At 54.7% G+C, this 12713-nt stretch carries 9 protein-coding genes; 7 read left to right on the top strand and 2 right to left on the bottom strand.

What is annotated here, in order from left to right; all coding sequences use genetic code 11:
* Positions 1 to 90 precede the first annotated feature (90 nt).
* The 7 genes from KQI64_RS05620 to ftsZ all read left to right on the top strand — a co-directional run bounded on the left by KQI64_RS05620 (position 91) and on the right by ftsZ (position 9942).
* Entirely contained in the window at positions 91 to 2364 is a 2274-nt protein-coding gene (locus KQI64_RS05620) for a penicillin-binding transpeptidase domain-containing protein (RefSeq protein WP_216523742.1), read from the top strand.
* Between the two features lie 52 nt (positions 2365 to 2416).
* Positions 2417 to 3445, top strand: a complete 1029-nt coding sequence (gene mraY, locus KQI64_RS05615; RefSeq protein ID WP_216523741.1) for a phospho-N-acetylmuramoyl-pentapeptide-transferase — start codon at positions 2417 to 2419, stop codon at positions 3443 to 3445.
* A gap of 40 nt (positions 3446 to 3485) precedes the next feature.
* Positions 3486 to 4745, top strand: coding sequence for an FtsW/RodA/SpoVE family cell cycle protein (locus tag KQI64_RS05610; RefSeq protein WP_216523740.1), 1260 nt, complete (start codon positions 3486 to 3488; stop codon positions 4743 to 4745).
* A gap of 14 nt (positions 4746 to 4759) precedes the next feature.
* The gene (murG, locus tag KQI64_RS05605) at positions 4760 to 5881 is read left to right on the top strand and encodes an undecaprenyldiphospho-muramoylpentapeptide beta-N-acetylglucosaminyltransferase (RefSeq protein WP_216523739.1); all 1122 of its coding nucleotides are present in this window, start codon (positions 4760 to 4762) and stop codon (positions 5879 to 5881) included.
* A gap of 61 nt (positions 5882 to 5942) precedes the next feature.
* Entirely contained in the window at positions 5943 to 7196 is a 1254-nt protein-coding gene (gene murA / locus KQI64_RS05600; RefSeq protein WP_216523738.1) for a UDP-N-acetylglucosamine 1-carboxyvinyltransferase, read from the top strand.
* A gap of 66 nt (positions 7197 to 7262) precedes the next feature.
* A complete protein-coding gene (locus KQI64_RS05595) occupies positions 7263 to 8690 on the top strand; it encodes a cell division protein FtsQ/DivIB (protein WP_216523737.1) in 1428 nt (475 codons plus the stop codon).
* A gap of 151 nt (positions 8691 to 8841) precedes the next feature.
* A complete protein-coding gene (gene ftsZ, locus KQI64_RS05590; RefSeq protein WP_216523736.1) occupies positions 8842 to 9942 on the top strand; it encodes a cell division protein FtsZ in 1101 nt (366 codons plus the stop codon).
* A 48-nt stretch (positions 9943 to 9990) separates the two neighbouring features.
* On the opposite strand, the gene KQI64_RS05585 is transcribed toward ftsZ, so the two are convergent.
* Entirely contained in the window at positions 9991 to 12156 is a 2166-nt protein-coding gene (locus tag KQI64_RS05585; protein ID WP_216523735.1) for a stage V sporulation T C-terminal domain-containing protein, read from the bottom strand.
* A 102-nt stretch (positions 12157 to 12258) separates the two neighbouring features.
* On the bottom strand, positions 12259 to 12504 hold the full coding sequence (locus tag KQI64_RS05580; RefSeq protein ID WP_216523734.1) for a hypothetical protein: 246 nt from the start codon (positions 12502 to 12504) through the stop codon (positions 12259 to 12261).
* Between the last annotated feature and the right edge of the window lie 209 nt (positions 12505 to 12713).

Genomic DNA, 12713 nt, shown 5'->3' with positions numbered 1-12713 from the left:
TCCTTGTTTATAGAGGGCAAATGCAAAATAGCGATTTTATTCAATACTTTGCTGTGAACTAATACATGATTGCGGTGGAAGGAGTATATTTTGGAAGATAACAAGAAAAAATCAACACCTCCCAAAAAGCGCGCCGACAAGGGACCGAACCAGCGGCTGCGCCAGAGAACGGCGGTTCTCATCATCCTGATACTCATCGTAGGCTTCGGAGCGACGCTGCTGCGGCTCTCGTTTCTGACGATGGTGCAGGGCAGCGAGCTTCAGGAAAAAGCCGTAAACCAGCAGCTCAGCGATACGGTTCTCACAGCCAAGCGCGGCTCGATTTACGACGCGAAGGGCACCACGCTCGCCGAGAGCGCCTCGGTGTGGCAGGTCGTGCTCGCGCCGATAAACTTTGAGAACGACGAGCAGCGTCAGGCTGCGGCTAAGGGTCTTTCGGAAATCCTCGGGCTCGACTACGAGAACGTTCTCGAAAAGACAAAGCAGCAGAACTACTACACCGTAGTCAAGCGCAAGGTCGAGGTTGAGCAGCGCGATCAGGTCATGGAGCTTCAGGAAAAGCTCACCAAGGACTACGACTGCGGAGCGGTCATTCAGCTGCTTGACGACTACAAGCGCTACTATCCCAAGGACGACCTCGCTTCCTGCGTAATCGGCTTCACCGGCGCGGACGAACAGGGACTTGAGGGCGTTGAGTACAAGTACGACGACTACCTCTCGGGCACACCGGGACGTATCGTCACCGCAAAGAACGCGCGCGGCACCAACATGCCCTTCCAGTTTGAACAGAACGTCGAGAGCGAGGACGGAAAAAACATCTACCTCACGATCGACGAGGGAATACAGAGCATCTGCGAAAAGCACATGGCTCAGGCGATAATCGACAACAACGTTCTCAACCGCGGCGTATGCATCGCGATGGACGTAAACACGGGCGCGATTCTCGCGATGGTCACAGCCAACGGCTACAACCTCAACGACCCGTACACCCTTCCTGCCGAAACGATGCTCAAGATAAAGGAGCTTCCCGAGAACGAGCAGGACGCCGAGGAGAGCAAATCCCTCGCGGCGATGTGGCGAAACAAGTGCGTTGCGGATACATACATGCCCGGTTCGGTATTCAAGATGTGTACCGCTTCAATGGCTCTTGAGGAGGGCAAAATCACCGACAGCTCTCGCTTTACCTGCGGCGGCTACATGCGCGTCGAGGACTACGACATCGGCTGTTCGGTAACCTCGGGTCACGGCACCCAGACCTTCCTCGAATCCTTCTGCCATTCCTGCAACCCCGCGTTCATTCAGATAGGACAGCTCGTAGGAATAGACAAGTTCCGCGACTACTACACCGCCTTCGGCTTCTCGGAGAAGTCGGGCATAGATCTTCCCGGTGAGGCTGACGACAGCTTCTGGCCTGAGGGTCAGATGGGTCTGGTCGACTTGGCGGTTGCGTCCTTCGGTCAGAACTTCAATATCACTCCTCTGAGCATGATAACAGCCTGCGCCGCTGTCTGCAACGGCGGTTATGTTCTCCAGCCCTACGTTGTTTCAAAGATAACCGACTCCAAGGGCAACGTCGTAAAGACGATGGAGAAGAAGGTCAAGCGTCAGGTTATTTCAAACGAGACCTCAAAGAAAATGTGTGATATGCTCGCGGCGTATCCTGAGGTCAACGGAGCCTCGGGCGGTTACGTAGCAGGCTACAAGACCGGCGGCAAGACCGGTACCTCCGAGAAGATCGGCGTTGAAAAGAAGCAGAGCTCGTTTGAGAAGGACTACATCTCGTCCTTCTGCGGAATCGCTCCCACCGACGATCCGCAGATCGCGCTGCTTGTTTTCCTCGATACCCCCGACGGCGGAGCGTACTACGGCTCCCAGATCGCGGCGCCTATCTTCATCAATATCATGACGGAGCTGCTTCCGTACCTCGAGGTCAAGACGGATTACTCCGACGAGGATCTCGCGTACCTTAACGTCAGCATGGGCGACTATACCACTCTCTCTGTTGACGAGGCGCTCAAGAAGGCTGAAGCCGACGGCTTCATCGCCACCATTATTGGCACGGGTTCAACCGTACTCTCACAGATTCCTCAGGTATCCTCACAGGTCGCGGCGGGTTCAAACGTCGTGCTCTACACCGAGGGCAACCAGCCCGAAAAGGTCACCGTGCCGAGCTTCATCGGCTGCGCGGCTTACGAGGCGAACAGCGTCGCGCTGCAGGCGGGACTGAACGTCAGCTATTCGGGCGCTGTAAGCTCGGGCGGAGTTGCGGTAGCGCAGAGTATCGCCGAGGGCGCCGAGGTTCCGAGAGGAACGGTCGTCAGCGTGACCTTCGCAGCGAACACCAGCGACGGCAACAGCGACTAAAATAGTATTGAGATTATTTGTCATATAAGCGAAAATGAAAGGAACGGTAAATATGTTAGTTTACGGAATATGGACGTTTTGCGCGGCAATCGCTGCCTTCCTGATTTCGGCTGTGACGGGAAAGTTTCTGATTCCCTTCCTGCACAAGCTCAATTTCGGGCAGACGATACTTGAGGAAGGCCCCAAGTGGCACAAGAGCAAGCAGGGTACACCGATCATGGGCGGTATCATGTTCATCATCGCCATAGCCGCGGTGTCGGTAATCAGCACTGTGGTCTACATGCTCACGGGCTCCTCGTTCATCGAGACCTATTTCTCGGATATCAGCCGCGAGGTCACCTTCATCTTCGCAGGTCTCGGCCTTGCGCTCGCCAACGGTCTTATCGGCTTTGTTGACGACTACACCAAGGTAGTCAAGAAGCGCAACCTCGGACTCACCGCCATTCAGAAGCTCGTTCTGCAGTTCGCGGTGGCGGGCGCGTATCTCGCGACGCTCGGAATCGCGGGCTACGGTACCTCAACGATCATTCCCTTCGTCGGCTCTGTCGATCTGGGATTCTTCTACTACATCATCGCGGCGATCGTTATCGTCGGCGTAGTCAACGCGGTAAACCTCACCGACGGCGTCGACGGTCTTGACGGCTCGATCACTTTCTTCGTCGCCGTAAGCTTCATGCTTATTGCAAGCAAGCTCTACTCGCTCGGCATCACCGCCGTAAGCGCGGCTGTCGCCGGAGCCTGCCTCGGATTTTTGGTATGGAACTTCCACCCCGCTAAGGTATTCATGGGCGACACAGGCTCGCTCTTCCTCGGCGGCACAGTGTGCGCTCTCGCGTTCGCGGTCAATATGCCCATACTTCTCCTTCCGCTCGGCATCGTTTACCTCTGCGAGATGTTCTCGGTAATGCTGCAGGTCGGCTACTTCAAGCTCACCCACGGCAAGCGTCTGTTCAAGATGAGCCCGATCCATCACCACTTTGAGATGTGCGGCTGGAGCGAGGTCAAGATCGTCGCCGTATTCAGCGCGGTCACTGCTCTTTTCGGAGCGGGCGCGTTTCTGCTTGTGCTCTTCGGAGTATGATCACAAGATAAACCAATAAATATTCCTTTGGAGGTAAAATATGGCTCCAAACAGAAAATTACTGTATAAGGGCGACGTTAACCGCATCTACGACGATGAGTACAAGGCGTCGCAGGCGGCAAAGAAGGAGAAGCTGTTCATCAGACCCTCTCGTCAGCGCAAGATGAAGAACGCCAAGTGGTTCGGTATCGGCATGGGAATCGACCTGCCGTTCTGCATAATCCTGCTCGTTCTGCTGACAATAGGAACGATTATGATGTTCTCCGCAAGCTACGCCTTCGCCTACTACACCCAGAACGACAGCTACTACTTCCTTATCCGTCAGCTGATATTCGTCGTAGTCGGCATAATCGCCATGGGCGTAATGTCCTTTTTCAACTACAACAAGCTCCACAAGATAGCGCCGCTCGTACTCGGCATAGCATATGTCTGTCTGCTTGCGGTACTCGTGCTTCCCGCGGGCGACGGCGGCGTAAAGCGCTGGATACCTCTGGGCATGTTCAATATCCAGCCCTCAGAGATCGCGAAATTCGCGGTTATCCTGTTCTTCGCACACTGGGCGAGCAAGTACTACGACAAGATGCAGCTCGCGAAGTTCAGCGTGCTGCCGGGCATCATTGTATTCGGCTCGATCGCGATGCTGCTGTTTCTTGAGCCGCACTACTCGGGTATCGTAATCATCGGTATGCTCACCGTACTGATGCTCTATATCGGCGGAATGAAAACAAAGTACCTGCTTATCGGCGGAGTAATCCTCGGCGGTCTGGTGCTTGTGCTCGCGGTGACGGGCGGTCTGAGCTACGCTATGAGCCGAATGGACGGCTGGGGTCAGGCGCTCGAATACACAACCGAGGAAATGTGGCAAACCACATGGCAGACCCGAAACTCGCTCTACGCGATAGGCTCGGGCGGCTTGTGGGGACTCGGCCTCGGACAGTCGCGCCAGAAGTACCTCTATCTGCCCGAGCCGCAGAACGACTTCATCTTCGCGATAGTCGTCGAGGAGCTCGGACTTATCGGCGCGGCGATCATCCTCCTGATTTTTGCTCTGCTCGTATGGAGAGGAATCACGCTCTCTCTGCGTTCAAAGGATAAATTCGGAAAGCTGCTCGGTATCGGATTGACCTCGCAGATCGGCATTCAGGTCGTCCTCAACATTCTCGTTATCACCGACTGGCTGCCGAACACAGGTATCAGCCTTCCGTTCTTCAGCTACGGCGGTTCCTCGCTGATCATGCTTCTGGCGCAGATGGGCATCGTGCTCTCAATTTCGAGAACGGCAAATATTGAACGGCAGTAATTTTGGAGGTTTCTATGAAAGTATTACTCGCGGGCGGCGGTACGGCGGGTCACATCAATCCCGCTCTCGCTATCGCAGGCTATATCAAATCCAAGCGCCCCGACACCGAGTTCCTTTTTATCGGCAACGAGGGCGGAATGGAGCAGCGGCTTGTTCCGCAGGCGGGCTTCGAGATAAAGTCCATCACTATAAGCGGCTTCAAGCGCAGCCTCAAGCCAAAGGCGGCGGTCGAGAACATCAGGACTCTAGGCAGAACCGTTTCCTCGTCGGCTCAGGCTAAGAAAATCATAAAACAGTTCAAGCCCGACATCTGCATCGGCACGGGCGGCTATGTTTCGGGTCCCGTTGTGCGATCGGCGGCAAAGCTGGGAATACCCTGTCTTATCCACGAGCAGAACGCCTATCCGGGCGTTACAAACAAGCTGCTGAGAAAGCGCGTTGAGAAGGTCATGCTCGCAGTCGAGGCGGCGAAGAAATATTTCCCCGACGTTGACGTCGCGGTGACCGGAAACCCTGTCCGCGGCGAAATTCTCACCGCCGACAAGGAGCTTTCACGTGAAAAGCTCGGTCTTGACCAGCGCCCGGTTATTCTGTCCTTCGGCGGCAGTCTCGGCGCTCAGAAGGTCAACGAGGCGGTTGCCGACATCGTGGCGCGCAGCGGAATCGACGGAAGATATCAGCACATTCACGCTTACGGAAAGTTCGGCGGATTTTTCCCGTCGCTCGTTGAGGAGAAGGGCGCCGATCTGAGCAAGGCTCCGAATCTCGACATAAGACCGTATATCGACAATATGCCAGAGTGCATGGCAGCAGCCGATCTGGTTATCTGCCGCGCGGGAGCTATCACGCTCAGCGAGCTGCAGGCAATGGGCAAGCCCGCTATCCTTATCCCTTCGCCGAACGTCGCGGAGAATCATCAGTACCACAACGCTATGGCGCTTGTAAACGCCGGAGCCGCGGAGCTGATCGAGGAGAGCGATCTTACAGGCGAGCTGCTGACCAAAAAGGTCGATGAAATGCTTTCCGACCGCGAAAAGCTCAGAAAATACAGCGAGTGCGCAAAGCGTATGGCTATCACAAACGCCGGCGAGCGCATTTACGCGATCGTGAAAAAGACGCTCGAAAGCAGAAAGTAAAACTCACGAACCCCGCGTTTTAACATATGATATACTGTATTCTTGAAAAGAGGGTGTCAGTATGTCAAGGTTATTGATTGCGGGACGGCAGCGGCTCGAGGGTGAGACGGAGGTTCAGGGCGCGAAAAACAGCGCGCTCCCGGTAATAGCGGCTACCCTTCTCACAAAGGGCGAAAACGTCATTTTCAACTGTCCGCAGCTCTCGGACGTCGAGGCGTCATGCGAGATTCTGCGCTATCTCGGCGGCAGTGTCCGGCGAAGCGGAAACGCGCTGCTTATCAGCTGCGACGGGGTGAACGAGTACGGGATCCCCGATTCGCTTATGCGAAAAACGCGCAGCTCGATCGTGTTTCTGGGAGCGGTGCTCGCGCGGACGGGAAGAGCAAGACTGAGCTTTCCCGGCGGCTGCGAGATAGGTCCGCGGCCGATCGATATGCACCTCAAGGCGCTGCGTGAGCTTGGCGCCGAGATCGAGGAAAAGCACGGCGTGCTCGAATGCAGAGCGCCTTACGGACTGCGCGGAGCTAAAATTGCCCTATCGTTCCCGAGCGTGGGAGCGACTGAGGACGCTATGATCGCCGCCGCTTTGGCGGACGGCACGACTACGATATCAAACGCGGCGAGGGAGCCGGAGATCCGCGACCTTGCCGATTACTTAAATAAATGCGGCGCCGGCATCTACGGCGCGGGCGAGGGCGTTATCGTCATCGAGGGCGTATCCTCGCTGCACAGCGCAGCTCATACAATAATTCCCGACCGTATCGTCGCGGCGACTCTGATGTCCTGCGCGGCGGTAACAGGCTCTGAGATCATTCTCAAGGGAGCTGTCGCGAGCCACCTCGGGGCTGTCATTCCGGTTTTTGAGGAGGGCGGCTGCAGCGTAAAGCTCAGCGACCGAGGCATGGTTTTCAAGGCTCCCAAGCGGCTGCGCTCAATGCGTATCGTCCGCACAATGCCGTACCCGGGCTTTCCGACAGACGCTCAGGCTCCGCTGATGGCGGCGGCATGCGCTGCGGACGGAACTACGGTTTTTATCGAAAACATATTTGAGAACCGCTACCGGCACATACCCGAGCTTATGAGAATGGGCGCGTCCGTCAGGACAGAGGGCAGGGTCGCCGTCGTAGAGGGCGTACAAAGACTCTACGGCGCGGCGGTCGAGGCAACGGATTTAAGAGGAGCCGCGGCGCTTGTCACGGCGGCACTATGCGCTGAGGGCAGCACGTCGATCGGCGGACTGCGTTACCTCGAGCGCGGTTACGAGAATCTTGATCTGGTTCTCTCATCCCTCGGGGCGGACATAAAAAAAGTTTAGGGCAATAAGCGGTATTTGCGCACCGCTTGCCTTGATTAGGAATTCTGAGAAAAAGGAGGTATGCCCATGGCACTCAGCTCAAAAGAAAAAAAGGAGCTGGCGCGGCAGCGTAAGGAAAACGCGAAGCAGGCGCAGAAGTTCCATAAGGAGCAGGAAAAACGGGCGAAAAAATCCTCTTCAAAATCAAAAAAACAAACCGACGAGAAGCCCGCAAAGCCTTCCGCGAGCAAAATCGAGGAAGTTGTTAATTCGGGCAAGACCGCAAAATTTCAAAAAATCAGCCGTGAGGAGAAATTCCGCCGCGAGAGCGAGGAGAAGATCCGCAACCTCAAGCCGCAGGATTTTGAGGACGGCTATTACATAGACGAGTACAGCGAGAAGCAGCGCCGCGAAAGACGCGCAAAGGTTATCCGCAAGCAGGAGACCGAGACTATCCGCCGCAACAAAAAGCCGATGACCACAAAGCAGATACGCATCCGCCGTATCCTTATCACAGCGGCGATTCTGCTCACGGTAATCGCGATAGGCGTTATTCTCAGCTTCACGGTACTTTTCAAGACGGAGAATATCATCGTCGAGGGCTGCTCATACTATTATGACGACCAGATCATCGGCTACAGCAACGTTTCCCTGCAGCAGAACATTTTCATCGCGAAGATGAACAGCACGCCGCAGGATATCATCGACAACTTTGCCTATGTTGAGGACGCCCGCGTCGATTTCAATATACCCGACACTATCACGATAACGATCACAGACGCGGTTCCCGCGTACTACATGACCGAGGGCAACAACTACCTGCTCATAAGCGCGAAGGGCAGGGTGCTTGAGCGCGTCGACACAAAGCCCGAGGGACTTCCCGAGCTGATCTGCGGCGAGGTTACCGGCAAGGAGGTCGGCGAGTACATCAAGTTTGACGACCCGTCGGTACCCGAGCTGCTCAACACGGTCGCAACCAGCCTGTCGGATAACAACTTCACGAACATCGTCGGATTCGACGTGACCGACACGACTGCTATCACCGTCAATTACGACGGCAGGATAAATATCAACCTCGGCGTCGCAGAGGATCTGGACTACAAGCTGCGCACCGCTCAGGCGATCATCGAGAAAAAGCTCGATCCCAACAACACGGGTCAGGTTTACGGAAATCTCGACGTTTCGACCTGCGCCAAGAATAAAATGTCGCACTACGTTCCCGCGGCAACGGTTCCGCAGGCTACGATGGCGACCTCGGGTTCGGTTCCGTCAACTACAGGACCTGCCGACGGTTCGGGCGAAGGCACGGACTGGGGCGATTATTCCGACGATCTGTACGGCTTGTACGGCGTCTACAACTGGGAGGATAATTCCGACGAGTGGAGCGACGACAACAACGACTGGAACGACAACAATGGCGACGGCGGCTACGATAACGGCGGCTACGATAACGGCGGCTACGATGGCGGCGGTTCTCAGGATAACGGCTATGACGGCGAGGTTCCCGAGTACTAGACCCGAAAAACAAAAATTTATTACTTAAAAAATACCCTAAAACCCATTGATATTTTCACGATAGTGTGATAATATAGTAACATAAGTATGTATAATACGAAATTAGGCACTTTTCTGTGATAGATAAGATTGCGTTAAGGAGGACAACAAAATGGCTTTTGAGCTGGAACTGGAAAATGAGTACACCCCGAAAATTAAAGTAATAGGCGTAGGCGGAGGCGGCGGCAACGCTGTCAACAGAATGGTCACCACAGGTATCAAGAACGTTGAGTTCATCGCGGTCAACACCGACGAGCCTGTGCTCCGTCTTTCAAAGGCTACGCAGAAGATACACATCGGCGAGAAGCTGACAAGAGGCAAGGGCGCCGGCGCAAACCCCGCAATCGGTCAGAGCGCCGCTGAGGAGAGCAAGGACGAGATCGCAGCGCTCCTCAAGGACACCGACATGGTATTCGTAACCGCAGGTATGGGCGGCGGCACCGGTACAGGCGCAGCTCCCGTTATCGCAAAAATCGCCAAGGATCTCGGCATCCTCACCGTCGGCGTAGTTACAAAGCCCTTCGCTTTTGAGGGCAAAAAGAGAATGACTCAGGCTGAGCAGGGCATCGCAGAGCTCACTCCCTGCGTAGACTCGCTGATCATCGTTCCTAACGAGGGACTCAAGAAGGTTTCCGACACAACCATCACACTTCTCAACGCGTTTGAAATGTCAGACGACGTTCTCAGACAGGGTGTTCAGAGTATTTCCGACCTGATCCTTCTTCCCGGTCTGATCAACCTTGACTTCGCGGACGTTACCTCCGTAATGAAGGACGCCGGCAACGCTCACATGGGCATGGGCAAGGCTTCCGGCAAGGACAAGGCGAAGATCGCCGCTACAAAGGCTATTTCCTCTCCGCTGCTCGAGACCTCTATCGACGGCGCAAAGGGCGTTATCATCAACATCACCGCTTCCTCGGATATCAGCCTCGAGGATATCGACACTGCCGCTACCATGATCAAGGACAAGGTCAGCGAGGATGCGAACATCATTTGGGGTGCTGTTATCGATGACAAGATGAACGACGAGATGAGCGTTACCGTTATCGCTACAGGATTCGGCGCTCCCGGCGAGCAGCCTGCTCCGGCGCCCGTTGACAACGTTATCGTTGACACTCCCGTTGAGACAAAGACAACGTCCAGAGCGACCAAGGACACCACCGACGATGAGGACGACACCTTCTACGACATCATGTCGATCTTCAATAAATAATCAATCGCAAAAGTAAGGCGGTACAGCACAGGCTGTACCGCTTTTTTGCTAGTTTTCCATCTGTTTGCCGAGAAAAGCCGCCGCAGACTGAGCGAGCTTGATCTCAACTCCCGTCGGGATTTTCATTTCTTCTCCGGTGAGCATAACTACGGCGCCCATAACGTCGCCTGAGGCGATAATGGGGTAGATGACCGCCGCGTCGTGCTCGACGCCCTCAATCGGCTGAACGTTGCCGAGAGTCTGGCTTGTAGCGGCGTAGCTTTTGCGGTTGTCCATGTAGCTCTCGAGAATCGAGCTGACCCGCCGCTCCAAAAATTCGCGCTTCGAAACGCCCGCCGCCGCTATAACGTGGTCGGTATCGCAGATGAGAGTCGGCAAAGAGCTTATCCGCGCGATTACGTCCGCATACTGCCCCGCAAATTCGCTCAGCTCCCCGACAGGCGAGTATTTCTTGAAAATAACCTCTCCGTCGGTAGCAGTGTAAATCTCCAGCGGGTCACCGTCACTGATAATATTGACATCATAGACCTTGTCTTTTTGGCATTTTGCCTTCGAGACGAGTGTGACAGATAAGTTATCCATGATGCCTGAATCAAAATTTGCAGCTTCCTCCATATCCTCGGCAAGCGTTCCGCAGCGCAGCAGGCTGTCAATGTCCGCTTTGAGCTGAACGTCAACGTGATCCTCGTACACGCGGATCCGCTCGATGATCAATTGCAGGTCGCTGCGGTCGAGCTTGTCCTTGTTGAGTATGTCGTCGAATACCTCGAGCGCGAGCTTTGCCGTGCGGTTTACCCTGATGATGGTATTTCTTCGGTCAACAGTGAGGTCGATCTGATTTTGTATTCCCGTGATTCGCCGCGTGAGATCGTCCTCCAATTCGTCGTAGGTTTCCTCGAGCATTTCCTCCTGGTCGGGGTGCTTCATGATGTCGCGGATGCGCTGACGCTTGGTCGCTTTCAGCTCCTCCTGCAGGTCAAGCAGGATTTCCTCAAGGTTTTCCTCGCTTCTGTCCTGCTCCTTCATGTCCTCCGCTTCCTTGGCGAGGTCGGCGTTTAGCTGCGTCAGCATTTCCGCAGAGTTGTCTTTCACCATTTGGAGATAGGTTTTCAGGATTTCGTCGAGCTTGTCAACGCGGATGTGGTGGCTTGTGCAGCCCTTCAAGCCGCGCCGGTGGTAGGTGCCGCAGCGGTAGGCGTCCTTCAAGTCAGCACGGCTCATGGCGAACATCGGACTGCCGCAGTCGCCGCATTCGAGGAAGCCCGAGTAGACGTTGTCGTATTTTTTCTGACCGCGGTAGTTGCCCTTGGAGCGGCTCTCCATCAGTGCTTTGACCGTGGCGAATTCGCGGTAGCCGATGATCGCCTGATGGTGGTTTTCGATCACGATATGTTCGCTCTCGTCGAGCTTGACGTCCTTGCCGTTGATTTTCTTGCGCGTGTATTTGCTCGAGCGCATGGTGCCGATGTAGAAGTCGTTTTCCAGAATTCCCTGTACTGTCACGATCGACCATGCGGAGTTCACCTTGCGTTTGTATTCCTTGCCCTCGGCTTCTTTGCGCTGACGCTCAGACATGCGCGGCGTGGGAATCCCATCGTCGGTCAGGGTATTAGCGATTTTCATATAGCCCATGCCGCTTTGATAGAGGCGGAAGATTTTGCGGACGATCTCCGCTTCGGTGGGGACGATTTCAAATTCCTGCCGCGCATTGATGATGTAGCCGTAAGGTGCGGCGCAGATCCACTTGCCGTCATGCTGACGGCGCTTGACGACCGAGCGCACCTTTTTCGAGGTATCGGTGACGGGCATTTCGTTGATGAGGAACTGGAACTGTATCTTCAGCCAGTCGTCGTCGTTCGGAAAGTCGATGCCGTCGCCGATGGAGATGATGCGAACGCCGTAGTCGCGCAAGTCCTCCAGCTCCACCAAGCCGCGGCTGTTGCGGCGCGAGAATCGGGAGAAGTCCTTGACGATCAGAATGTCAAGCTTATGGGAGAGAAGCTGTTTGCGCATCTTCTGGTAGCCCTCGCGCTGTTCAAATGTATAGCCTGAGCGGTCGCGGTCTTCGTAGAAGGTCAGACTGCTGCCGGGGAATTTCTGCCGGACATAATCCTCAATGATTGCCTTTTGGTTCTCGATGGAGGTGTTGTCGCGGTTCTGCTCCTCGTCAACGGAGATACGGCAGTAGCCCGCAATGTCAAATTTTTCTATCAATTTACATCACCTGCTTTGCGTGATATTTTAGATAATATTGTATCACGGCTTTCGGAAAATAGCAAGAGGAAAAAGACGCTGCCACCGCGACAGCGTCTTTTGTCATGCAGATTCTTTACCAGCTCTGACCTCGCGTTCCGCAAAGAGCTTTCGGTTGTAGCGGAGCAGCTCGCTCGTCAATTCCGTCAGATCCTGACCTCCCGAGCGAAAGACGGCGACAAGGAATTTCTGTTTTCGGAACCTGTCATAGAGCGGTCTGAGCTGTTCCTGAGCCGACGCGTCCGCTGATTCCGCCTTGGTAAGCCAGATGCAGACCAGCTTTTTCTCAGGGTGAATATCAATTTGCAAACGGCTCACCTCCTGTTCATATTATTGCCTTGTTGGCATGATAATATACGGAATAATATTTCAATTCTCCCAACCTTCCTGCCAGTCAATGGCGTCTTCAAAGTGAAGCATACCGTGAATCTCTTTCACTTCTTCCTGGCATTGGTATCTGAGACGCTCCACGGAAGCGGGGTCATACTTACTGAGGTTGGCGAGAATGTTTTCAACCA

This window comes from Lachnoclostridium sp. MSJ-17, assembly GCF_018918205.1.
Classification (GTDB): Bacteria; Bacillota; Clostridia; order Oscillospirales; family Acutalibacteraceae; genus Ruminococcoides.
The sequence above is the reverse complement of the archived record's forward strand: the minus strand, read 5'-3'. Positions and strand labels throughout refer to the sequence as shown.